Source organism: Streptococcus sp. 4094 (assembly GCF_013277125.1).
GTDB lineage: Bacteria > Bacillota > Bacilli > Lactobacillales > Streptococcaceae > Streptococcus.
Genome location: NZ_VMMI01000007.1, coordinates 77249 through 103637 on the forward strand (window position 1 = coordinate 77249; position 26389 = coordinate 103637).

The 26389-nt window shown below is 39.9% G+C and carries 18 protein-coding genes; 4 read left to right on the forward strand and 14 right to left on the reverse strand.

The window, feature by feature from the left end; translation table 11 throughout:
• The first annotated feature begins 96 nt into the window (after positions 1-96).
• The 4 genes from HT721_RS01540 to tpx all read left to right on the forward strand — a co-directional run bounded on the left by HT721_RS01540 (position 97) and on the right by tpx (position 3238).
• Entirely contained in the window at positions 97-819 is a 723-nt protein-coding gene (locus tag HT721_RS01540; protein WP_000619152.1) for a metal ABC transporter ATP-binding protein, read from the forward strand.
• Positions 816-1664, forward strand: coding sequence for a metal ABC transporter permease (locus HT721_RS01545; protein WP_000559787.1), 849 nt, complete (start codon positions 816-818; stop codon positions 1662-1664). The genes HT721_RS01540 and HT721_RS01545 overlap by 4 nt, the downstream gene beginning before the upstream one ends.
• Positions 1665-1695: 31 nt before the next feature.
• Positions 1696-2625: a metal ABC transporter substrate-binding lipoprotein/adhesin PsaA gene (psaA, locus tag HT721_RS01550; RefSeq protein ID WP_172930281.1), complete on the forward strand. Its 930-nt coding sequence runs from the start codon at positions 1696-1698 to the stop codon at positions 2623-2625.
• Between the two features lie 121 nt (positions 2626-2746).
• A complete protein-coding gene (gene tpx, locus HT721_RS01555) occupies positions 2747-3238 on the forward strand; it encodes a thiol peroxidase (RefSeq protein ID WP_173228739.1) in 492 nt (163 codons plus the stop codon).
• 209 nt (positions 3239-3447) lie between these two features.
• Here tpx and HT721_RS01560 read toward each other — a convergent pair whose 3' ends face one another.
• The 14 genes from HT721_RS01560 to HT721_RS01625 form a co-directional block, all read right to left on the reverse strand.
• Entirely contained in the window at positions 3448-6156 is a 2709-nt protein-coding gene (locus HT721_RS01560; protein ID WP_173228741.1) for an FtsX-like permease family protein, read from the reverse strand.
• Between the two features lies 1 nt (position 6157).
• Entirely contained in the window at positions 6158-6859 is a 702-nt protein-coding gene (locus tag HT721_RS01565; protein ID WP_172923719.1) for an ABC transporter ATP-binding protein, read from the reverse strand.
• 130 nt (positions 6860-6989) lie between these two features.
• Positions 6990-9401, reverse strand: a complete 2412-nt coding sequence (locus HT721_RS01570) for a glycoside hydrolase family 95 protein (protein WP_173212439.1) — start codon at positions 9399-9401, stop codon at positions 6990-6992.
• 52 nt (positions 9402-9453) lie between these two features.
• Positions 9454-10146, reverse strand: coding sequence for a phosphoglycerate mutase (locus tag HT721_RS01575; protein ID WP_000240129.1), 693 nt, complete (start codon positions 10144-10146; stop codon positions 9454-9456).
• A gap of 144 nt (positions 10147-10290) precedes the next feature.
• Positions 10291-16425, reverse strand: a complete 6135-nt coding sequence (locus HT721_RS11065) for a ZmpA/ZmpB/ZmpC family metallo-endopeptidase (RefSeq protein ID WP_240149561.1) — start codon at positions 16423-16425, stop codon at positions 10291-10293.
• A 183-nt stretch (positions 16426-16608) separates the two neighbouring features.
• Complete coding sequence (ileS, locus tag HT721_RS01585) at positions 16609-19401, reverse strand: isoleucine--tRNA ligase (protein ID WP_173212437.1); 2793 nt, start codon at positions 19399-19401, stop codon at positions 16609-16611.
• A 252-nt stretch (positions 19402-19653) separates the two neighbouring features.
• Entirely contained in the window at positions 19654-20535 is an 882-nt protein-coding gene (locus HT721_RS01590) for a DivIVA domain-containing protein (protein ID WP_345890087.1), read from the reverse strand.
• A gap of 8 nt (positions 20536-20543) precedes the next feature.
• The gene (locus HT721_RS01595) at positions 20544-21329 is read right to left on the reverse strand and encodes an RNA-binding protein (RefSeq protein ID WP_173228743.1); all 786 of its coding nucleotides are present in this window, start codon (positions 21327-21329) and stop codon (positions 20544-20546) included.
• Complete coding sequence (locus HT721_RS01600) at positions 21326-21589, reverse strand: YggT family protein (RefSeq protein WP_000576513.1); 264 nt, start codon at positions 21587-21589, stop codon at positions 21326-21328. The genes HT721_RS01595 and HT721_RS01600 overlap by 4 nt, the downstream gene beginning before the upstream one ends.
• Positions 21589-22128, reverse strand: a complete 540-nt coding sequence (locus HT721_RS01605) for a cell division protein SepF (protein WP_173228745.1) — start codon at positions 22126-22128, stop codon at positions 21589-21591. The genes HT721_RS01600 and HT721_RS01605 overlap by 1 nt, the downstream gene beginning before the upstream one ends.
• A gap of 9 nt (positions 22129-22137) precedes the next feature.
• The gene (locus tag HT721_RS01610) at positions 22138-22809 is read right to left on the reverse strand and encodes a YggS family pyridoxal phosphate-dependent enzyme (RefSeq protein ID WP_173228747.1); all 672 of its coding nucleotides are present in this window, start codon (positions 22807-22809) and stop codon (positions 22138-22140) included.
• Between the two features lie 4 nt (positions 22810-22813).
• Positions 22814-24073, reverse strand: a complete 1260-nt coding sequence (gene ftsZ / locus HT721_RS01615) for a cell division protein FtsZ (protein ID WP_173228749.1) — start codon at positions 24071-24073, stop codon at positions 22814-22816.
• A gap of 16 nt (positions 24074-24089) precedes the next feature.
• Positions 24090-25463: a cell division protein FtsA gene (gene ftsA, locus HT721_RS01620; protein WP_173228751.1), complete on the reverse strand. Its 1374-nt coding sequence runs from the start codon at positions 25461-25463 to the stop codon at positions 24090-24092.
• A gap of 218 nt (positions 25464-25681) precedes the next feature.
• Positions 25682-26386 carry a TIGR02206 family membrane protein gene (locus HT721_RS01625; RefSeq protein WP_173228753.1) on the reverse strand — a complete coding sequence of 235 codons (705 nt, stop codon included), beginning with the start codon at positions 26384-26386 and terminating at the stop codon, positions 25682-25684.
• Between the last annotated feature and the right edge of the window lie 3 nt (positions 26387-26389).

Sequence of the window (26389 nt, forward strand, 5' to 3'; positions counted from 1 at the left end):
CCATTGTTTTTCAGTTATTATTTTAATTTTTTCAAAAATTAACTTGACTTAATTTTTTTTTTAATGTATATTAAGAGACAGGAGGAATATAAGTTTATGATACGTATCGAAAACCTCAGTGTCTCCTACAAAGAAACGTTGGCACTTAAGGATATTTCACTAGTGCTCCATGGACCGACAATTACAGGTATCATTGGCCCAAACGGTGCTGGAAAATCAACATTATTAAAAGGGATGCTGGGAATTATCCCACATCAAGGTCAGGCATTTCTCGATAACAAGGAAGTTAAAAAATCCTTACACCGAATTGCCTATGTCGAACAAAAAATCAATATCGACTACAACTTTCCCATCAAGGTCAAGGAATGCGTCTCGTTAGGACTCTTTCCCTCTATCCCTCTCTTTCGAAGTTTAAAGGCTAAACATTGGAAGAAAGTGAAAGAAGCCCTTGAAATCGTCGGTCTAGCTGACTACGCTGAACGGCAAATCAGTCAACTGTCTGGAGGTCAATTCCAGCGGGTCTTGATTGCCAGATGTTTGGTACAGGAAGCCGACTATATCCTCTTGGATGAACCCTTTGTTGGGATTGACTCTGTCAGTGAGGAAATCATCATGAATACGCTGAGAGATCTGAAAAAAGCTGGGAAGACGGTTCTCATCGTCCACCACGACCTCAGCAAGGTTCCCCACTACTTCGATCAAGTCTTGCTTGTCAATCGAGAAGTGATTGCCTTTGGTCCAACCAAAGAAACCTTTACCGAAGCCAATCTCAAAGAAGCTTACGGTAATCGACTCTTTTTCAATGGAGGTGACCTATGATTGCAGAATTTATCGATGGATTGCAAAAATTCCATTTCCTACAAAATGCCTTGATAACAGCCATTGTCGTCGGGGTCGTAGCTGGAGCTGTAGGATGTTTCATCATCCTACGCGGGATGTCACTCATGGGAGATGCCATTTCACATGCTGTCTTACCAGGTGTAGCCCTCTCCTTCATCTTGGGCCTTGACTTCTTTATCGGAGCCATTGTCTTTGGACTGCTAGCTGCCATCATCATTACCTACATCAAGGGAAACTCGATTATCAAAAGCGATACCGCCATCGGCATTACCTTTTCTTCTTTCTTAGCCCTCGGTATCATCTTGATTAGTGTCGCTAAAAGTTCAACTGACCTTTTCCATATCCTTTTTGGTAATATCCTAGCCGTCCAAGATACGGATATGTTTATTACTATGGGTGTTGGGGCAGTCATTCTCTTGTTAATCTGGATTTTCTTCAAGCAACTCTTGATAACTTCCTTTGATGAACTCTTGGCCAAAGCCATGGGAATGCCTGTCAATTTCTATCACTACCTTCTCATGGTACTCTTGACTCTCGTGTCTGTGACAGCCATGCAAAGTGTCGGAACTATCCTGATTGTAGCCATGCTGATTACCCCAGCTGCAACTGCTTATCTGTATGCTAATAGCCTGAAAAGTATGATTTTCCTTTCCTCAACCTTTGGAGCGACAGCTTCAGTTTTGGGGCTCTTTATCGGCTATAGCTTTAACGTTGCGGCAGGTTCTAGTATCGTGCTTACAGCCGCTAGTTTCTTTCTCATTAGCTTCTTTATCGCTCCAAAACAACGATATTTGAAACTAAAAAATAAACATTTGTTAAAATAAGGGGTAAAACCCCAATAAATTGGAGGATCTAATGAAAAAATTAGGTACATTACTCGTTCTCTTTCTTTCTGTTATTGCTCTTGTAGCATGTGCTAGCGGAAAAAAAGATACAGCTTCTGGTCAAAAACTAAAAGTTGTTGCTACAAACTCAATCATCGCTGATATTACTAAAAATATTGCTGGTGATAAAATTGATCTTCATAGTATCGTTCCGATTGGGCAAGACCCACACGAATACGAACCACTTCCTGAAGATGTTAAGAAAACTTCTGAGGCAGACCTCATTTTCTATAACGGTATCAACCTTGAAACAGGTGGCAATGCTTGGTTTACAAAATTGGTAGAAAATGCTAAGAAAACTGAAAACAAAGACTACTTTGCAGTCAGCGAAGGCGTTGATGTTATCTACCTTGAAGGAAAAAATGAAAAAGGTAAAGAAGACCCACACGCTTGGCTCAACCTTGAAAATGGGATTATCTTTGCTAAAAATATCGCTAAACAATTGAGCGCAAAAGACCCTAACAACAAAGAATTCTATGAAAAAAATCTCAAAGAATATACTGATAAGTTAGACAAACTTGATAAAGAAAGTAAGGATAAATTTAATAACATCCCTGCTGAAAAGAAACTCATTGTAACCAGCGAAGGAGCATTCAAATACTTCTCTAAAGCCTATGGTGTCCCAAGTGCCTACATCTGGGAAATCAATACTGAAGAAGAAGGAACACCTGAACAAATCAAGACCTTGGTTGAAAAACTTCGCCAAACAAAAGTTCCATCACTCTTTGTAGAATCAAGTGTAGATGACCGTCCAATGAAGACTGTCTCACAAGATACAAATATCCCAATCTACGCACAAATCTTTACTGACTCTATCGCAGAACAAGGTAAAGAAGGCGACAGCTACTACAACATGATGAAATACAACCTTGACAAGATTGCTGAAGGATTGGCAAAATAATACTCTGAAAAACGTCATTCTCACATGAGCTGACGTTTTTTTCTGCCCATATTTCCAGTCAAATCATTGGAAAATTCTGACCGTTTCAGCTAAAATGGAAGAAAAAAGATTGGAGTATCTTATGATAACTTTCCTCGGAAATCCTGTGAGCTTTACAGGTAAACAACTACAAGTCGGCGACAAAGCACTTGATTTTTCACTCACTACAACAGACCTTTCTAAAAAATCTCTAGCTGATTTTGATGGCAAGAAAAAAGTCTTGAGTGTCGTGCCTTCTATCGATACAGGTATCTGCTCAACTCAAACGCGTCGCTTTAATGAAGAACTGGCTGGACTGGACAACACGATCGTATTGACTGTTTCCATGGACTTACCTTTTGCCCAAAAACGTTGGTGTGGTGCTGAGGGAATTGAAAATGCCATCATGCTCTCGGACTATTTCGACCATTCCTTTGGACGTGATTACGCCCTCTTAATCAATGAGTGGCACCTATTGGCACGCGCGGTCTTTGTCCTTGATACTGACAATACTATTCGCTACGTTGAATACGTGGACAATATCAATTCTGAGCCAAACTTCGAAGCCGCAATTGCAGCTGCTAAAGAACTATAGAAAAAATCCTCTGTCACAAAGAGTTTCCTGCTCTTTGAAACGGAGGATTTTTGTTTACGAGTAAATACCAGTTCAATCAGATAAGAACAACTACCTTATACTCTTCGAAAATCTCTTCAAACCACGTCAGCTTTATCTGCAACCTCAAAGCGGTGCTTTGAGCAACCTACGGCTTGCTTCCTAGTTTGCTCTTTGATTTTCATTGAGTATTACTCTACAGATTTCAGGGCTTCAAGCATATCAACCTTTCTCAGATGATGATTGACAAAGAAACCAAGTACGGTCAAAATGGTGCTTACTGCTACCACTGGGATTACATAGACTTCCCAGCCTACCTGCGGATAAAAGAGAATAGTCGCAGGCGAAATCATTTGAATCAAAAATTGGTGTAAATAGAAACCAGATACCAAACCAAGTACGATTCCCACAAGAGACAAGACAATCGTCTCACGGTAAATGTAGAGGGTGACCTCATTATTATGAAAGCCGAGCACCTTGATAGTGGATAGTTCACGGATTCTCTCAGCTACGTTGATATTAGTCAGATTGTAAAGGATAACAATAGCCAATAGAACCGATACGATAACTAAGATGGTCATGGTCTGATTGAGTGAGCTAGCGACGGAGTCAAAGAGCCGAATGGCTGAAGCATTCTGGACAACTCTGGATACCGCAGATTGATTCATAAGTAAGCCGGCCTGCCTTTCGATACTAGGCGCACTAGAATCCTTTAGCGTAACCAGATAAGTGTTGGCTTGGGGTAGCTGTCCGTAAATTTGCTCATAGCTAGCCTGACTCATATAAATAAAGTGACCAACGTAATTCTCAGCAATGGCAGCGACCGTTAATTCCTTACCTTCAATTTCTAAAGTTTGTCCAAGCTTGACACCTGCCAACTGGGCGAGTTTAGCTGTGATGACAACGCCATCTTTTAATGTCAGCTCTTGCTGATGATGTTGCAGATGGATAAAGGGAGTCAAATCTTCCTTCTCTGTCATCATAAGGGTAATGGTTTGAAGACCAGCCTTACCTTTGAAATCCTTGTCTAGCGTTTTAGAATAGATTTTCTGATAGGCTTGAATATCCTGCCCTTTCAACACTTCTTCTAACTCTGCCTTGTCTTGATTGGTCGCACTAGGATTTTCAGAGACAATCATCTGATACTGTTGGATTTGTTGAAACTGTCTAGACGGAACTCCTGCTACAGAGGATTGGATTCCCAAACCTGCAAAGAGCAGGGCTACAGAACCTGCCACACCAAAGATCGTCATCAACATCCGCTGCTTATAACGGAAGATATTGCGAGCAGTTACCTTATGAGTAAAACTGAGACGGCGCCAGATAAAACCGATGCGTTCCAGTAAGATTTTAGCTCCTTTAACAGGAGGTTTAGGCAGTAAAAGCTGGGCTGCTTCATCATGAAGTTCCCTACGAGCTACCAAGTAGGCTGGTAACACACTCGCCAACCAACTCAAGACAAGAGCCAGTAAGCTATAGGTCCAATAGAACTGAATCTGGGTTTCTCCCACCACCATGCCTTTTGTAATGACACTTGAAATTACACTAGCTAGTAAATAATGGCCAAGTATGCTACCAAGAGCTGTTCCGACAGTCCCAGCTACTAGACCGTAGAGGAGAAATTTAACGATAATATCCTTGCTACGATAACCCAAGGCCTTAAAAATCCCTGCATGTGTTCGCTCTTCATCCACAAAACGAGTCATAGTTGTAAAGGTCACCATAGCTGCAACAGCATAAAGCACCACAGGAAAGATATTGCCCACTGCCCGAATACTGGATGAAGCATTACTATACATGAGGTAGCCTTGACCGCCAGGCATGGTCTGACGATTATAGACTTGATACTTGGGCTCCGCCAAATCATCCAAGACTTGCTGATGTTTTTCTAATTTTTCCTTTTCTTGGGCTAAATTTTGTTCAGCCTGCTTTAGTTTGTCTTCTTCCTTGCTCAATTCCTGCTTGGCTTGAGTAAGTTGGGCACTAGCCTGCTCTCTCTGGGCTTGAGGAAGCAAGGCTAGTTGACTTTCTTGAGCCTGTATACGAGCTTGAGTAGCTGCTAAACGACGCTTGCCTTCCTGCAAATTAGTCTCAGCCTTGTCAAGGGTCTCTTGCCCCTTATCGAGAGACTCTTGCCCTTCTTTTTTCAACACTTGCAGACGTGCCTTGCCATTATCTGACAAAGCTTGTTCAAGCTCTTCCTGATGTTGCTTGGATTTCTCTTCATAAGCTGCTGAAAAAGCATTTAAACCTGCTAAATCTTGATATTTCAAACGAGCTATATTGTAAACTTTCTGATCAAACTGACTAGGTAAAATCACTCCATAGGCTGTCAGAGTCCCACTTCCACTTGCTGCGTAGCCCATATCTCGCTGGGAGAGGATTTCAGCTGAATCCACAAAACCAGTAATGGTATATGTATGATTTTTTAAAGAGGAATGACCACCTTCTTTTTCTTTAAAGCTAATCTCCTGTCCCACACGATATTGACCTTGCAAATGACTTGCCAAGGCGATTTCCTTATCTGACTGCGGAAGTCGTCCCTTTCTTAGCTGAAAGGTTGAAATTCGATCTGGTTTGGAGTACAGCCGAATGGCATCCTGCCCATTATCCATAGTCACATCTGTCAAATAGCCAAACTCAACCTCTGCGCCCTGCGTCTGTTTTAGTTCTTCTTGATCTGTTTGATCCAAGCCATAGTTAGACATGACTGCCAAATCCAAGGTTTTAGCAGTTGTTAAATAAGCATTAGCTGTTGCCTCCATGTTGGGACTGGTTACTTTGAGACCTACTAGGGCTAGAGAGCCCAACATCATCAAGGTCAAGATGGATAAAAAACGCCCCTTTGAGCCTGTGAAGGACTGAATTAAGTCCTTCCAATAGGTTTTTCGCTTGATCATGCTAGTACTCCAAACTGTCGATATCCTGAGGATGCTGGTTGAGCACCACATCCTTGACACTGGCATCGTGCATATGAATCACGCGATCAGCAATGGGAGCCAAAGCTCCATTGTGAGTCACGATAATCACCGTCGCTCCCTTTTGACGAGACATATCTTGGAGGATTTTCAAAACCTGCTTGCCCGTCTGATAATCCAAGGCGCCTGTCGGTTCGTCACAAAGGAGAATTTTAGGATTTTTGGCTACCGCGCGTGCAATGGAGACTCGCTGTTGCTCCCCTCCAGAAAGCTGGGCTGGAAAGTTATTGAGACGATGAGCCAGACCTACATCTGTCAAGACCTGTTCAGGATTCAAGGCATCTGTCACGATTTCTGAAGCCAACTCCACATTTTCCTTAGCAGTCAGATTGGACACTAGATTGTAGAACTGAAAAATAAAACCGACATCATTGCGGCGGTAATTGGTTCTCTGGTGGGAACTATAGCCTGCAATATTGGCACCATCAATCCAGATTTCCCCTTCATCATTGGTATCCATGCCTCCAAGAAGGTTAAGAACCGTTGACTTGCCTGCACCAGATGCACCTAGAATAATAACCAATTCACCCTTTTCAATCTCAAAATTCACATCACGATTGGCCACAATCTCCGTGTCCCCAACCTGATACCGCTTGTAACAGTGTTTCATCTCAATATAAGCCATCAGACCCACCCTCTCTCAAACAAATTACTTCATATTACCATTATAACGCTTTTTCAACTAGTTGGAAACTGCTTACATTCTCAAATCCTTATTAAAAGGCAGTCTCAAACTACTGCCTTCTATCACCTTCTTAAAAATAAAATTGAACCAGATCACCTTCTGCTGTCGCTACTGAAATACAATCTTTCTCTATGCATTTCGCTTTTATTTTTTCTTGATTCACTTCAATCACACTCTTCTCAATATCTGGATAAGAAACTCGCAAATCTCCTCCACTCCTTGATAAAATGGTCAACTGTAAAAGTTTTTTATCCTCCCACCTCATGCTCACTTCAAAATGTCCACGTGCCACTAAGCCTGAAACATAACCTGTTGACCATGCATCGGGAAGGGCAGCTAGAGGTACCAGATAAGCTGCATGAGACTGGAGTAACATTTCTGCCATGCCACTAGTAGCACCAAAATTACCATCTATCTGAAAAGGAGGGTGACTACACCAAAGATTTAGCAAGGTGGATGTCTTTAACTGCTCTGCTAATAATTTATGGGCTCGATTGCCATCTCCTAGACGCGCCCAAAGATTGATCTTATTGGCCTTGGACCAGCCTGTGCCGCCATCTCCACGATCATTGAGGCTAGCACGCGCCGCTTCAAGATAGTCTTGTCCCTTATGACTAAAGAGATTTCCAGGATAGAGTCCCACCAGATGGGAAGCGTGCCGATGCTGGGCCTCCACTTTCTCATTTTGAAAATACTGCTCTTCCTCCTCATACCACTCCCTGATTCGACCAGATTGAGTGATTTGAATAGGATTAAGCAAGTCAAACTTCTCCTTGACCTCAGTCAACAAAGCCTCATTCAGTCCCAATTCCTGAGCAGCCTGAATAAAATCATGAAATAACTGCCAAATCAGAGATTGGTCATAGGTATTGCCAATCGAAATCGGCCCATGTTCTGGAGAATAAGACGGAGAAGACACCCAACGCTGCGCCTGCTGATCCTTATGTAAAAAGGCATTCCAAAAACGCACCGTTTCCCTCAACATGGGATAAATTTTTTCCCTGAGATAGTCTTGGTCCCTGTAAAATGAATAGGCCTCATAAACAGTTTGCATCATCCACGCATTGGCAGCTGGTGACCAACCCCAATAGTAATCCCAACCAGGTGCCGTCCAGCCAAAAGGAGTCGCTTGGGTATGGACTAACCAACCATTCTCTTCCCCTTTCTGAGAAACGATTCCTGCATACCTTGCAGCTGCTAGGCGACCATAGACACGCAAATCATCGATATAGTTGATGACTGGAAAAGCCGTCTCTAGGAGATTGGTAACATAGGCTGGCCAATAATTCATCTGCAGGTTGATATTCAGGTGATAGTCCGAATTCCAAGGAGGATTATCGACCGCATTCCAGACTCCTTGCAGGTTAGCTGGTAGCGAATCTGGGCAATCTCTAGAAGAACTAATCAATAAATACCGCCCATACTGGAAGAACAGTTCCTCCAAAGCCTGCCCTTCTTGTGGCTTATAATTTCTTAGCAACACATCTGTAGTAGAGGCGTCAACCTCAGCTTTCAAATCCAATTGAACACGCTGGAATAAGGCTTGGTAGTCCTCAATATGCCTTGATTTCAATCGAGTATAGCCCTTTTCTTTAGCTGTGTCCACCAAGTCCTTTACTTGCTGCTCTAAATCTAGTTTCTTGCGATAATTGCTAGCAGGATTTTGAGCAAAATCCGTCTTAGCCGCCAAGAAGAGATTAGCATAACTAGCCCCTGATATCTGAACCTTATCCGACCAGACTCTAATATCACCATCAGTTTGCCAAGCTAGACAGCCAGCAAACTGCAGATTATTATCCTTAACTCTTCCCTTCATCAAGATATGAGAATCAGTAATATCCAACTTACACTCCTTGTAATCAGATTTTTCCTGCTCATACTTTCCATCAGAAGCCAAATCACAGGTCAAAGATAGTTCTATAGTAAAATCTAGAGTTTCCAACCCTTCCTTAGTAAAATGTTGAACCAATAGATCATCTGGAAAACTCGCAAAGGCTTCACGTTCAAATCGCGTTCCCTTATAGGCATAAGAAGTCGTCTCAAGTGCCTTACTAATATTCAGCTGTCTCTGATAGTCCGTCACCTGAGACAAAGTTGTGCCTTGCTGGCTGAACTCAATGAAAATATCTCCAAAGGACAGATAGGTCCCATATTGACTCGTTTGGGGCCCAACTAGGTTCTGTTCAGCCAGTTCCTTAGCTCGATTGTAATCTCTCTTTTCCAAAGCCTGCCGAATCTCAGCTAAAAAGTTATGCTGATCTTGAAGATTTCCACCCTGATAATCTGAACTATCAGGAAGTGGACCTCCAGACCAGAGACTTTTTTCATTAAATTGAATCCGTTCAGCACCTATAAGCCCAAATACTTTAGCCCCTAAAGAACCATTGCCTATCGGTAAGGCCTCTTCTTCCCAACCCTTATATGTTGTTGATGCTGGTTGCTTGTAGACCAATACATAATCTTGTTTTTTATTCCTTATCATACTTCCATACTAACATAAAAAGCCTAGAAATCAATTCTAGACTTACATTTTTTTATTTTCCAAGGTAGTATTCAGAAACGACGTTCAATTTTTCGTCAAATTCGAATACCAATGGTGGGAAGTTAGGGATTTCCACGTCCATGATTTCGTCATCTGACAAACCTTTGATGTGTTTTACAAGGGCACGGATTGAGTTACCGTGAGCTCCTACGAATACGTTTTTACCATCTTTAAGAGCTGGAGCGATTTTATCTTCCCAGAATGGAAGGGCACGTTCCAAAGTCACTTTCAAGTTTTCAGCATCTGGGATTACTGAGTCGTCAAGTGAAGCATAACGACGGTCTGTGTGAGCTGAGTGCTCATCATCACGGTCCATGTTTGGAGGCAATACATCGTATGAACGACGCCAGATGTGAACTTGTTCATCACCAAATTGTTCAGCAGCTTCAGCTTTGTTTTTACCAGTCAAACCACCGTAGTGACGTTCGTTCAAACGCCATGATTTTTCAACTGGAACCCACAATTGGTCAGAAGCTTCAAGAGCCAAGTTAGTTGTTTTGATCGCACGTTTCAATACTGAAGTGTAAGCTTGGTCAAATTCGATACCAGCTTCTTTGATCAATTTACCAGCGTCAATCGCTTGTTGTGTACCTTTTTCAGACAAATCAACATCAGCCCAACCAGTGAAAAGGTTAGCTTTGTTCCATTCAGACTCACCGTGGCGAGCAAAAACCAATTTTACCATTAGATGGATTCTCCTTTAAATTTTCCGAGGTTTCCCCTCGTTTATCTATTCTATTTTACACAATTTTTCACAAAAAAGCTAGTCAAAACCAAAAAGGAAAGAGTTTCACACATGAAGAAACGAAACCTATCTTCATGTGCTACCCTAATTAGTAAATTTATTTTCCTCATCAAAAATTGAACTTCTAAAATCATCAGTTTTATCTAGATAAGCTTTGAAAATAGCTTTTTTAAGTTTGTAAACTTTACTACTTTCTTTTGGATATAATATTGAAGCATAATTAGTAGCATCCGCCTGAACCGCTTCTTTAATTATATTTCTTAACTTAGCAATACTATCAATAGTTATCGTCTCTTGACGTCCCCAATTATTAGGATTTATAAAGCTAATATTTGTTAAGTTATTAAATTTATTTTCTCGTTCTTTATACATAGCTTTTTTAAAATCAGCCCAAGATGAATACTGGTTATTAAATATCTTATTAAGCACTAATTTATCAGTTACCAATCCTACTTCTTTACCGTATGAATTAATTTTACTTCCATTAGCTTTCACTTCATTTTCATATTGGTTAGAAATATATGGTACCATACCTTCTTTATATCCTTTTGCAGCTAATAGTTCAAATGCCATACGACGAGCCATTAAATCACCCGGAGTCCCTTTATCACTACTTAAGGCAGAATATATTGGCGAGAAAAGATTGATTGTGTAGTATCCATTTCGTTTATACTCACCTTCATCAATATACCCTCTTCTTGTGATTATATCGTTTTCTATTAAACTATTGAAAGAGGTTAACTTATTAAGCTCATCAGGTTTTAATCTACGGACTACATTCGTTGCATAAACATCATTTCCATCAGGATCAGGTTTATACTCATTCTCTATTTTCCTTAATAGCTCACCTTTCTCATTGGCACCTAAGTTAACTACTGCTTCTCCTTCTAATTTTTCAAGTGTATAAACTAAATCGAATAAGTTATGCATATATTTACGCAAGTCTTCTGCATTATTAAATCGTTGAGTTGGATTTTTCACTTGTAGTCTATTAGCATTTTCCGCTTCATCATATTTCAATACAGAGTTTATCGTGATTGTTGCATCATCTGGATGATCGGGAGCTTGTAATAATCCTTTTGCATAAAACTCTGGTCCAAGCCCATTTCTTCTTCCATATCCTCCAAGATAAATTTCTCTATCTGAGTTATGTGTCATTTCATGAGTATATGTTACTGCGCCAGCCTTATCAAGCATACGATAAGCCATATAGTAGAACGCATCTCCCGTAGCATATGCTCCGTGTCCATTATGAACAACATTATTCCCCGCAGGACCGAAGAAATGTTTTATTGCTGGATGATCAGTTTCAAAATCTGCTTGACTAGTATTTTTATCTTTATCATTACCAAATCTGAAAGAATCATATACCAAAATACTTCTAAACAATTTGTCTTTATTTTTCGTATCTAGTATTTTGTACCAATAATCATAATGATCTCTAAAGCGTTTAGCCGCTTCTTTTGCATTATCTTCTACAAATTTATTTAATTTTTCTCCCTTAGGATATTCTGAACTTCTATATCTGTCATAGGCTCCAAATCCTATAGTTGAAATATTCGCTATCATAAACACTGATTTTTCAGGTAGTGTTAATAACGGTAACACCATACTTTGATATTTCCAAGAAGGGCTAGTTAATCTATCATATACTCCAATAGAATACTTCGTCCCTTCCTTAGATTGTTTTTCGCTTACTTCAGGAATTGTAGATTTTTCTTCTACTATATAAGCTTTAGATTGTTCTTTAAACCATTCGTTATTTGTTTTATTCGGCACTAAAACTTTTCTATATTTTTCCAATGCCTCAAATAAACTCTTAGTTCCATAATTTTTTGATAATAATACATTATAAGTAATTACATTATTTTTAGCTAATAAATTGTTAAATCCTGATTTACCTAGCTCAATAACATTATCTAATGCAGAACTATTAGATTTACCAAAGAAATCTAAATGATATAATACTAAATCTTTTGCACTTGCATTATCATATTTAAAATTATACCAACGTTCAAGATATGTTAAACCTAAAAGCAACGCCTCTTTATTATTCTTAATTTTTTCTACTACATAATTATCTATTATCGAATTATTATTTACAGCTATTGCCGCATCTGCAGAAAGAAGTTTTGATAAAGTATCTTCAATATTTGCTTTTGTTTTATCGAACTGTTCATCTAGATATAATTCTGTTAATTTTATATCATTAGAAATATCTAATACTTTTCTAACATCAGCTGAATTATATTGAACAGATTTCAGATCATTTAAAACAGATTTTACAATATTATTGTAATTATGTAATAACGTATTAGGTGTGTATATTAATTTTGTATTAGTTATTTCGTATTCTGCTACTTTAGAGAAATCTTGTAGATATTTTATATCTAATGTTTGAGAAGTATTATCTGAATAATGTAGTAACAACTTATTAATACTAGCTTTATGTTTATTAATATCAGAAATTACTTCTTTGTCATGCATTGAAACTACAGACACAAGATCCTTAGTATATAAAGCATTATTAGTATCCACTAAATTACCATACTTAACAATAGTCTCTCTGTTATAAAATGGCAGTAATTTTTCTATATTTTTATACACCCTTAACCTAGAAACATCAACATCTTTTAATTTACTATAATCCGTTCCATATTTAGAAGAGAAATTAAAGTCCTCAGTTTTAATATTATTTTTAGGAACAAGTTGAGCTTTTTTCACATTAATCTCATCCGCTTCTAGCACAGTTCCTCTTTGCTCTTCAGAATCTTTACTAAGTACTTCGTCATCTACTTGAACTACTTTTACCACCTTATTATTTTTATTACTATAAGTGTTAGTTGCTTTTATACCATTAAAATCATAACCAGCAATAGCATTACCGTTAGTAACATTGACATCGCTTAATACATCAGATAGTCGACCTGAATTTTCAACTTCACCTGAATTATCCCAAAGATTACCTACAACTCCTCCTACTTTACCAAAAGGCTTCACATTGTTAAGATTTCCTTCAACGTAACTATTACTAATTCTAGCACTTCTATCAACAACCCCAGCTATACCACCAACTGTTTGGTCCCCTTGATTAGCGTTTGTCGCCATATCGATAGATGAAATTGAGTTTTCTATTAAAGCACCAACACCTGAAAGTTTGCCAACTAAACCACCTATTTGATAAGTAGCATTTGTATTATAAGTATTTGTTATTCTACCTGTAAAACTACTATTAGAAATTGTAGAGTCAGTTACTTTTGAAACCAAACCACCAATGCTACGCTCACCAGCAATTACACCTGATGAATGAACATTTGTAATTGTAGTACCATTGTTCGCCTCTTTCGCTATTGTAGCAGCATCTTCTTTCAAAGAAACATTAGCTTCTTTTATTGAAAGATCTTGAATAGCAGCATGATTTAAAACTTTAAATAACGGTTTTTTCAAGTTATATATAGCATAGTTCTTATCATTGTTTGTACCTATTAATGTACCACTAAATTCTTGATTTATATAACTTTCTTGACCATCCGAAAGTTCTACTTCACGAGCATCCATAGTTGCTCCTAAACGAAACGTACCATGTAAATTTCTATTCATTGCTTCTACTAGATTTTTAAATGATGTATAAACTTCGTTTTCACTATTAATAGTTTTTGGTAAATAATAAGTATAATTTTCTACAGTACTATCATTTTCATGTTGAATTAAATCATTTGCTCGACCAACAATTTTATATACTTCTTGATTATCTCTTCTGACACTTGTAATACTTGAGACAGGTAACATCACATCTTTAAACTTCTCTGATTTTACTTTCATAAAGTAGTTACTAGGATTATTTGGAACCGTATCAAATGAGGTTACATGTCGATATTTATTATTTTCTACTGTAAATAATTCCACATTTGAAATATTCCTAAGCTCTAGTTTCTTGTCGACTTGTTTTTCTTCTGCTTTTGGTGCTGATTCTTCTTTTCCTGTAGATGTTCCTTCTGTTGACGCTGTTGGGTCTGATCCTACTTGTACAGCTGGTTCATCACCCTGTGGTTTTTCTGAATCTGAATTAGATGATTCTGAGTTTTCGTTCACAGTCGAAGCTTCAGTATTTTGTGAATTTGTTTCTTCTTTATTGCCTTCTGTTACTGAAGGTGATGACTCTGAATTACCTGAATCATTTGTAGCATCTACAGATGGAATAGTTGAAGTTTCTGACGTTGGTTCGGATTTATTTTCTTCTCCAGCTGGTTGTGTAGCTGGTAACCCACCTTCAGAGACAGTTTCTGAAGCCGGCTGTTCTTCTGTAACTGTTGTATCCCCTGCAGATGAATCTTCTTCTTTCGACTCTGATTCTGATGGTACTTCTGAAGCTGGGGTTGCCGCCTCTGGCTCTTCCGCTTTTGGTGCTGTTGCTGTTTCCGTAGTTGCAAGTTCTTCAGCTTCCGATGTTGAATCTGTTTCTTCTTCTACAGCTGGCTGCGTAGCTGTTGACTCCCCTTCAGAAGCAGTTGATGAAGATTCAGTTGAAGAAACTGAATCCTCCGCTTTACCTTCTTCTCCTAATTCTTTTGGTGCTGGGGTTGCTTCTGCTATTATTCCTGGTTCTTCATCTTCTTCCGTTGCTTCGGCTTTACCTTCTTCTCCTGCTGGTGTTGATTCCACAGTTGCAGATGTTCCTGGTTCTGCTGACTCTTCTGCTTTTGCTTCTTTTTCTGTTGCTTCTGGTGTTGTTACCGCTTCTTCTTTAGACTCAGCTGACGGTGTATTTGTTGCGCTATCTTGTTTTCCTGTCTCCTCAACAGAGGTTTCTTCTGCATTGCCTACTTCACTTGAAGTTGTAGCCTCTGTAGCTGCTTCTGTTGAAGCTGGGGTTTCTGGTTTTGATGGTGCTGGAGTTTCTTCTGCTGGTTGGCTTTGTTCTCCTGAAGTTGTAGCCTCTACCACTGGTGCTTCTGAAACTTCTGCTTTTGGTGTTGTTCCTGAAGCTTCTTCTGTTGAACCTAGAGTCGCTTCTGAACTTCCTTCCGCTGCTGGTGCACCTGTTGTAGCTACTTCTGAACCTGTTCCTGCTTCTTCAGTTTCTTTTACTTCATTTCCTGCTGTTGTTCCTGCTTCTTTTGGAGCTGGTTTCGCTGCCTCGGACTCTGTTACTTTTGGTTCCGGTGCTTCTGTTGCACCTGGTTGTTCTTCTTTATTTTCTGGAGTTGTAGGTGCTTCTGTTTTTGGTTCAGCCAATTCTGCTGACTCTGTTCCTGTTTCTCCTTCTGAAACTGTTCCTTCAGGTGTATCTTCTTTTGGAGTTGTAGGTGCTTCTGTTCCTGATTCTTCAGTTTCTTTTCCTGTTACTCCTGGAGTTACTTCTGAAGCCCCTTCTGTTCTTCCTGAAGCTCCATTTGCCACTAATTCTGTTGAATCTGGTGCTGATTCTGCTGTTCCTGTAAATGTTCCTTCAGGTGTTGATTCTGCTTCTTTAGGATCAGCTGGTTTTTCTACCTCTGGCGCTGATTCTGTTGGTGCTGGAGACACTGGTTTTTCTGCTTTTGGCGTTGTTACAGTTGGCTCTTCTGCTTTTGGTGCTACTGGAGCTTCTGTTTCTTCTTTAACTTCTGGGCTTGTCTCTGCTGGTGCTTCTGAAGCAGGTTCTTCACCTGATTCTTCCGCTCTTTCCACTACTGGTGCTGATACAGGCTGATAAACTAGGCTATAGTTCACAGTCATTTTTTCAACTTTCTCAGTGACATCTGTTAATTCAAAGGTAACAGCTTTTGTTTCCTGATCTTTCTTGAGCAAGACTTCGTAAGTGCGAACTTCGCCACTTGCACCACTTTCTTTGATGACAATCTTGTGTTTTGTGACTGTATCTGAAACCGTTTCAGCTTCAGTAAAGTACAATTCATTGTGTGGTAAGAATAAATTCTTGCCTGAAGCTTGATTCATTTCTTGGAGTACATCTACAGGGATATTGCTTGCTTCGCTGATAACACTTAATGTATCTCCCCACTTAATGACATACTTAAATAAATCACCTTCTTTTTGAAGGTCAGCTTTCACTTCCTCAACTGTTCTGGCTACCCAGACACCATCTTGTTCACTGGCTGATACAGTTGGGGCTAAAAAGCCCAGACCCAATAAAATCACACCTGTCGCAACAATTGCACCAGTTCTTAATTTTCTAAAGCCACGGAGGGACAAGCTTCCTCTAACATTTGTTTGTCTCATAATGTTTATTTTTCCTCACTAGTTTAAGAAATCGCAAGAAAAACAATCTTGCGATTTTAGCATACTTACTTTCTCCTAGTATTAGCAAAACCAATTCTCATTAAACTTTAGCATCTCACAAGAGAGATTATAAACTTGGAATAACTGATTTTTATATACTAGACGCATAGAGACTTTTCAACCTTACTTCTCTTCAAATCCTTCTGCGACTGCTTCTGCAAAGTTTTCTTCTACGATGCTTGCACAGTGGTCACAGATGACTGCCTGGTAGCTGCGTTCTGCTGTTGTTGGGTCAATACGACGGCAACGGTCACATACTTGGCCTGCAGCGCGTTCAACTGTGAAGGCAACATCTTCGAAGCTTACGGCAGCTTCTGGAGCTGGTCCTTCTGCGATGGTCAAGTCTGACACGATCAAAAGTTGAGCCACATTGCTGTTCACTGCTTCGAGTAGAGTTTTCACAACTTCGTTTGGATAAACTGTCAAGTGTGCTTCAAGCGATTTACCGATAACTTTGGCATTACGCGCTTCTTCCAAGGCTTTTTGAGCTTGTCCACGGAAGTCCATGAAGGAAGCCCATGTATCCAAGATTTCTTCTTGATTAGCAAAAGTTTGAGCCTCTGGTAATTCTGACAATTGAACGAAGTCTTCAGCTTCAAACTCAAGATATGACCAGATTTCTTCCGCAGTGTGAGGAAGGATTGGTGTCAAGAGTTTGGTGATTTTGACAAGAATGTCATAGAAAACAGTTTGCATTTGACGGCGTTCCACTGATTTGGCACCTTCAATGTAAACAACATCTTTAGCAAAATCAAGGTAGAAGGCTGACAAGTCAACGTTGATAAAGTTCACCAAGGCCTTGTAGATTGTCAAGAATTCAAAGTTTGCGTAAGCGTCACGAATGGTCTTGACAAGCTGGTTAAAGCGAATAGTCATGTACTTATCAACTGAACGTAGTTCTTCATAAGCTACTGAATCTTGAGCTGGGTTAAAGTCAGATGTATTGGCAATCAAGAAACGAAGGGTGTTACGAATCTTACGGTATGTTTCAGAGACTTGGCTCAAGATATCCATAGAGATACGTACGTCATTGCTTGAGTCAACACTTGTTACCCAGAGACGTAAGATTTCAGCACCAAATTGTTTTTCAACATCGCTTGGAGCAATGGTATTTCCAAGAGATTTAGACATCTTCTCACCTTTACCGTCAAGGGCAAAACCTTGTGACAAGATTTGTTTGTAAGGTGCTACGCCATGGTTGGCAACAGATGTGATGAGTGATGAGTTAAACCAACCACGGTATTGGTCAGAGCCTTCTAGGTAAAGGTCTGCTGGGTAAGTCAACTCAGGGCGGTTTACAACCACTCCATTCCATGATGAACCTGAGTCAAACCAAACGTCCATGATGTCTGTTTCTTTCTTGAACTCGCCATTTGGTGAGCCTGGATGAGTAAATCCTTCTGGCAAGAGGTCCTTAGCATCACGTTCCCACCAAATGCTTGAACCGTGTACTTCAAAGAGTTGAGCCACATGTTCAATGGTTTCAGCAGTCATGATAGCTGTACCATCTTCAGCGTAGAAGATAGGAAGTGGAACTCCCCAAGCACGTTGACGAGAGATGACCCAGTCGCCACGGTCACGAATCATATTGTAAAGACGAACTTTACCCCATTCTGAGTGGAATTTCACTTTTTCAATTTCGTCCAATATTTCTTGGCGGAATTTAGAAACTGAGGCAAACCATTGTGGTACTGCACGCCAGATGATTGGTTTCTTAGTACGCCAGTCAAATGGGTATGAGTGAGAGATTTCTTCTTGGGCAAGAAGGAGGTTAGCAAGTTTTTCAATAACAGTTGGAACTACCTTGTCATAGAATTGACCTTCAAACTCAGGACCGGCATTCTTCATCATGATACCACGTTCGTCAACAGTGACTGCAACTTCAAGACCATTAGCAATACCAACATTGTAGTCGTCCTCACCAAAACCAGGAGCTGTATGGACGATACCTGTACCAGAGTCAGTTGTAACGTGGTCACCAAGGATAACGAGTTCATCTACTGCAGTATCCCATGGATGTTCTGTCACGATGTGGTTGAGTTCTTGACCACGGTAAGTTGCCAAAACTTGAACATCAATCCAGCCAAATTTCTCAGACAAGCTGTTCAACAATTCTGCAGCAACGACAAACTTACGAGTTTCACCAGCAGGTTGAACCAAAACGTAATCAATATCCGCACCAACCGTCAAACCACGAGAAGCTGTGATGGTAAATGGAGTCGTTGTCCAGACAACGATATAAGTATCTGTATCTAGAACATCTTTGCCATCTTTTACCTTGTTGGCATAGTAAAGGGAAGTTGAAACCAAGTCATGGTATTCAATCTCTGCTTCAGCAAGGGCTGACTCAGATGACCAAGACCAGTAAACTGGTTTTGCACCACGGTAGATATAACCTTTATTAGCCATCTCACCAAAGACACGGATCTGGGCTGCTTCATAGTCAGGAGTCAAGGTCACATATGGATTTTCCCAGTCACCAGAAACCCCCAAACGTTTAAAGTCTTCACGTTGTTTATCTACTTGAGAAAGAGCGTATTCACGGCAAAGTTTCAAGTACTCAACCAAGTCCATTTCTTTACGTTTGACACCTTGTTTTGCCAAAACTTGCTCGATTGGCAGACCATGAGTATCCCAACCTGGGATAAATGGTGCGTAAAAACCTGACATTGATTTTGAACGAACAATGATATCTTTTGAAATCTTGTTCATAGCGTGTCCAACGTGGATATTTCCGTTCGCGTATGGAGGGCCATCATGCAAGGTGAAATGAGGTTTTCCTTGGTTCAATTCTTGACGACGTTGATAAAGTTTTGCATCTTCCCATTCCTTTTGCCAAACTGGTTCTTTGATAGGAAGACCTGCACGCATTGGGAAAGCTGTTTTCCCAAGATTAAGGGTATCTTTGAGTTTCATGGTATCTCCTTTATAAATAATAACAAATTAAAAACCACGACTGCCAAAAAGGACGAAAATCGTGGTACCACCTTTATTCGGAAAAAGATTTAGTCTTTCTCCCTCTTATCCCGTAACGTGGGGAACGTCAAATCTTACTAGATTCAGACTTGAGTTTTTGAGAGGATAATCTTATCAATAGGGATTACAGGACTCACACCATCTCCTGCTCGCTGGAAATATAAGGATAAGATATTGTTCTCACATTGTTTCTTATAAAATTGTAACGGATTCTTGCGGTGCTTCAAATCCTGGTGCTGAATCAAATGTTTCTGTAGCTGGTGTTGGAGCCGAAGGATGTACTGGAGCTACTTCTGGTTCTTCGTACATTGGACCAACTGGATGAGCAGGCTCTTCTTCCATTTGAGGACTCACTACAGGAGTTGGAGCTTCCACTTCCTGTTTAGCCTGAGCTTCAAATTCAGCCAATTCTTTATTGGCTGCCTCAATACGAGCCTGTAACTCTGCCATTTCTGCTTGAGAGAACTGACGTGTCATATCAATTGGTTCTTCCTCAATTGGAGCTGGAATCGGTTCTCCAAGTACTTCGCTAACCACTTCTTTAAAGGCTTCATCACTGGTTTGAAGATAAGTAGCTGTTGGACGGAGAATATCTTCCCAATCTGAAGATTCAACAATAGCTAACTGACTCTCAATTGTAGATTTGAGACGTTGGTGGAAGACACGGCTCTTGTTCTTCAATTCTTCTGTTTCAACAGCAACTTTCTTAGCATTGTCTGTTGCTTGACGAAGAATCTCGTTTGCCTTATATTTAGCTTCTTCCAACAAGCGTTGCGCATCTTGCTCTGCTTGATGAATGATATTGTTTGAACGTTCATGCGCCGCCTGTTTCACTCGCTCAGCTGTATCTTGGGCAATCAATACAGACTGGCTCAATGAATCTTTCATTTCGTCAAAGTAAGACAAACGCTCTTCTAAACTCTTAATACGCAAATCTTTATCATGATTCGCACGCACAAGATCTTCGTAATCACGAACCACAATATCTAAAAATTCATCGACTTCTTCTGGATCAAAACCTCTGAATCGAGTTCCAAAGGTTTTGTCCTTTATTTCTAATGATGTAATTGGCATTCTATTCCTCACTTACTTAATAATAACTGGACGGTTATTTTTTTCTTCTCTTTTTTCGTTTGTCCCTTATCTTGAAGTAATCTCAAGCGACCAAATTTTCTCACACTAATCAAGTCTCCGACTTGAACAGTATAATCTGATTTGTCTACCACATGATAATTTACTTGGACAAGTTTCCTTTCAATCAACTGGTTTGCTTGATTCCTAGATAGTTTCAAAACATTTGATAAAAGAACATCTAATCTAAAACTAGATACACATAAATCCAGCTCTCGATACTGTTCTAGCTTATCTATTTTCTCGGTGAAAGGACGTTCCTCCAGCGAAACAGGTATACGGCCAATTTTCTTTAATCCATCTTGAAAGAGAAGAAGAAATTGCTGATTAATCATAATCTGCGCCCGTTCTTCATCTACTAGGATATCTCCAAAAAGTTTCCGTTCAATCCCTAATTGATTGATGACTGTCCCTAAAATCTTAGCATGCGTTAAGTGTTCAAATTTATTGGAATACACTATTTCCTGAAGAGATATTTCAAAATCTGAAAACTCTGGTTGGAAATAATCTGGGTATAATAAAACTCGAACATACTCACTCGAGACGAATTCCCCACTACTGCTACAAGCAAGACCATAAGTTTTGGCCAAAATCTTTAATAGCTTCTCCTGATGAGGGTTGATAAAAGGAGTTAAAAAAGGAGCATAGCTATCTTCTACCTTCTTTATCCATTCCATTCCCTTGTCAAGAAAGGGACGATCTTCTATGGAGAAATGCTGGTAAATCCCTTTATTCATCCTATCATCGCCAGAAAACGGACTAGGTTTTCTCCTAAAAATCGAACCAAAACAATCGCAACCCAAACAGATAAATCAAGACCCGCTATCTGTAAAGGCAGGCGTTGCAAAGGAGCAAGCACTGGTTTTACCAATGCTACAATCCAACGACCTAAACTGGATTCGTAGGCACCTGGAAACCAAGACATGACAGCAAAGGCCACCAAAATCAGGGAGTAAATATCTACTGCATTATAAATCATACGAATTAAAAAAATCATTATCGTACTCTATTTCGCTTCATATCAAAGCCAAACTCACCATTTTGTTCTTCATCTGGTAAACGGATATCTTCAACATTGACAATAACATTCACTGGTGTTAACAGGTACATGGTAGAAGCTACCTTTTTCAGATTACCAGCTAGAACATGACAAGCTCCATCCAAATAGTCCAAACAACGACGGGCCTGCACCTCTGTCATATACTGAAAATCAATCAAAATACTTTCGTTTCCTGCCAATAAATCAACAATTTCTGTTGCGTCTTCATATTTTCTAGGATAACGAACATCTATAATGACCTTATCCGTTGCACGCTGACTCTGATTTGCCAATTCCTGTTGTCTTGCATGCAGTCTGGTGATATTGCTATCTTTTGCACCAGCAGACTGTGAAGGTTGATTCATTGGGAGAGCCGTTTCCTGTGAAGAATTTACTGGAGTAAACACAGGCTCATCTCTTTTTTCATAAGGGAGACTTGAATCCTCATCCTCCGTAAAATAATCTATAAATCTATCGAATCTATCTTTTAAAGACATGGTTCTCTCCTACTTAAAAAATGATGTACCTATACGAACAAAGGTGGAACCGAATTGAATTGCTTCTTTATAATCACGACTCATTCCCATACTTAACTCGGTCATAGGCATATTTGGAATTTGTTTTTCTTGAATTTCTCTTTGCAAATCTTGGGTTGCCTTGAAAATTTCTTTCAACTGCTCACTGCTAGCCTCAAAGGGTGCCATCGTCATCAAACCAACATATTCAATCTTATCTAATTTGGCTAACTCTGGTAAGACTTCCAATAATTCTTCTCGCGAAAAGCCGTGTTTACTTTCTTCTTTAGAAATATTTACTTGAAGGAAACACTTGATGACTCGGTCACTTCTTTTTTGAATTTCCTCTGCCAGCTTTACTGAATCCAAGGCATGAAAATAATCAATGTATTGAATGACATCTTTCACCTTACGTCTTTGCAAGGTACCAATCAAATGCCAAGTCACATCTCGATCTTTTAAAGCTTCATATTTTTCCAGAAACTTATCGACACGATTTTCACCTATATGATGAACCCCTAGCGGAAGCAAGGCTTCCGCTGTCGATACATCTACATACTTGGTAACTGCAATGACAGAGACTGAACCACTCTCTCTATGAGCACTCAGACTAGCCTCTGCAACTTCTCGAAAAACAAGTTCTGTATTTTCTTTTACATTCATTTACTTAACGATTTTTGAAAAATGGAGGTGTATCCAATTCATCTTCATCTTGTGAAGTCGGGGCTTCAAAACGTTCGACTGGAGAAACCACTGAATCTGTTGTACGAACAATCGATTCACGACGAAGATCCCAATCACCAAAAGCAGATGCTTGAGTTGGTTCCAAACGACGTGGATTTTGTTTTGGCAATTCAGCTGTTTCTGCCATATCAAAATGACGATCAAAACTATGTGAATGAGCTGGTTTCACTGTCTCACGGTAGTTAGTAGTCGGTCTAGCTTGCGGAGCAACAACCTTTTCTACGCGGTCTTGACGAACACCTGTTGCAACAACTGTTACACGAATCTCATCACGCATACTCTCATCAATTGAAGTACCGAGCCAGATGTTCACTCCTTGTCCTGCTGCTTGGTTCACAATTTGTGAAGCCTCTTCTGCCTCAATCAAAGTTAAATCAAGACCACCAGTAACGTTGACAATCACATCTTCTGCTCCATCAATTGTTGTTTCAAGAAGTGGAGAGTAAATTGCCTTACGCGCTGCTTCAACAACACGTTCTTCTCCACTACCGATACCAATACCCATAAGAGCATTCCCTTTGTTTGCCATAACTGTTTTCACATCGGCAAAGTCAAGGTTAATCAATCCTGGATTGGTAATCAAATCGGTAATTCCTTGAACACCTTGACGAAGAACGTTATCTGCTTCGCTAAGAGCCTCCAAAAGCGGTGTCTTCTTGTCAACAATTTCGAGCAAGTTGTTGTTTGAAATAATCAATAGAGTATCTACATGCTCACGTAGTTGGTTGATTCCTTCAACAGCAAATTGTCCACGTTTGCTTCCTTCAAAACCGAAAGGACGTGTTACAACACCAACTGTAAGAGCACCTAAATCTTTGGCGATACGAGCAATAACAGGAGCAGCTCCAGTTCCAGAGCCTCCTCCCATACCAGCAGTGATGAAGACCATATCTGCGCCACTGATAGCTTCAGTCAGTGTTTCTTCGCTTTCTTCAGCAGCTTTACGACCAACCTCAGGTTGACCTCCTGCACCCAAACCACGAGTCAATTTAGGTCCCAACTGAATAACAGTCTCAGCTTTTGTACTACTCAATGCTTGTACATCTGTGTTTGCTGCGATAAATTCTACGCCTGTAACACCTTCGTCGACCATACGGTTGATGGCATTGCCACCGCCTCCACCGACACCAATTACCTTAATCACTGCACCTTGAGCAGCAGCTGTATCAAATGAAAATGTCATAATTTATTTTTCCTCTTTATTCGTCAAACATGCTTCCGATCAAGCCACGGAAACGATCTGCTAATTTCGGTTTATTTTGTGAAGCTTGTTGGAAATCCGCCATTGGTTCTGTAGGAGCCACCGGCTCTACTTCTGGAGCAGGAGCTTGTTGAACAGGCGTTGATTGTACAAACTGAGCTGTCTTTTGCAGCATCCCACCAAAACTAATTGGCTGATGACTTAAGTCATTCTCACCTTTTATCGCTCTCTGAGCCAAAAGATTCACTTCTGTTAATTGACCCGCAAATTCTGATAAACTAATCACATGCGCAAAGGCTGGATTACGGATACCAACTTGATTTGGAACATAAAGCTTGACACGGACGCCAAAGACTTCCTGAGCAAGTTCAACCATACCTGGTAAAATGGCATTCCCACCGATTAAGACAATACCACCAGGGAGCTCCAATAGACGTCTTCTATCTAATTCTTGCTTGATTTGCTCAAGGATGTGCTTAATTCGTGCAGAAATAATTTCTGACAAGTAGGCTTCCGTCACTTCGACTGCTTCTACTTCTCCAATAACTTCTACTTGGAAGGTTTCTTTGCTTGCAAGAGGCGGATAGGCTTCCCCGTAATTCAGTTTCAATCCTTCCGCTAATTTGCGAGAAGTTTTCAAGACTTTAGAGATATCCTTAGTTACATAATCTCCGCCTTCTTGGAGAATATTGGTAAACTGGAGTTCTTGGTTACGGATTGTAGCGACAGTCGTTTGACCTGCCCCCATATCAATCACTGTAGCACCAAATTCACGTTCACCTTCGTTCAAAACTGATTGAACCATTGCTAGTGGTGAAATGATAACATTTTCAACCTGAACACCTGCACGCTCAACCGTCTTACGCAAATTGTGCAAGATAGTACGAGGGCCTGTATAAAGCAAACCACGCATTTCAAGGCGAACCCCCATCATGCCACGTGGGTCACGAATCCCTTGGAAACCATCCACAATAAATTCTTCAGGAATAAAGGTAATGACTTCACGGTCAGGTGTCATACTCTTTGTCAAAGCTGATTTGACAACATTTTCAACATCTTGATCCGTAATTTCCTTGGTATCAGATGTTACTGGAATCATCCCTTGAGTTGGTTCTACCTGCAAAAGATTACCAGGCAAGCCGACATTCACTGATTTAATCGAAATGCCTGCCTTTTCTTCTGCTTGGGAAATAGCTGATTTGATAGCAGTTGCTGCTGCATCAATATCAACAATAATTCCATCCTTTACACCTTTACTTTTGGCATTACTCACGCCAATTACATTTAATTCACCATTTCTCTTCTCGGCTACAAGCACCTTGACAGAGTTTGTTCCAATATCTAGACCTGTAAAAAAGCCTTCTCTAGCCATTACATCGCATCCTCTCTATCTTCCAAGTTTCGCACTTCGTATTATTCCATAGCTAAACCTAGGCATAGCTATTCACAGAATATTATAACACAAAAATTTTAATCGTGCTTGCTTTTTTCCTAAATTTCCCAGCCAATTTTTGAGTTTGTCTATTCAGAAATTTTTATTTTATAAGCTGCTTGTAAAAACTCTCTAAGACAAAAAAAGAAAGCTCTGTGTTAAGCTTTCTTTGCAATCATTTTTTCTGCTTCTTGTTCTAAAAATAGTTCCAAAATTTTCTTTGTTAACGTAATCGCTGCTGACAGGGCCAGAGAAACGATTAAATAATTAGCCACTAAGCCGTGATCTCCAACCAATGGCGGTTTTGTCAAAAATCCATAATCACCACCTGTTACCAAATTGACTACAAAAATCAAGGCATTTAGGGCAAAGGTCATGAGAAAAATCCCCTTCACATCCAGCAATCGCGCATTATACTGTCTCAAGAGATAAACTAGAGAGTTCCCCAAGAGTGCTAAATGCCCAAAAATAAAGGATAAAATAGTGATATGGGGGAAAGGATAGGCATCTGACACTGGATAAACAAAGGCTGCTAATGTCCCAAATGTTCCTAGTAATGCAAAATACTGCCTATATTTGGACTGACCAGGAAGCAAAAGTACCACAAACATGGCCATACGGCAATGGTAAAAGGGTAAGCTTTCTGATAGTGGCATATGATTGACCCAGTACCAACCATAAAGTAGGATTAACTGAACGGCCTGTAAAATCTGGAAAAATCGTTGGTAAACCTTCTTTTCACGATAACGATAGGCTGTATAAAAGGTCAAAGCCAAGAGTGTAAATATACTGACATACCAAAAAAGGTCAAATTGGGGTGGCTCTGTTGCTTGGGTCGTAAAGAAAATATCCCATAAATTCATCTA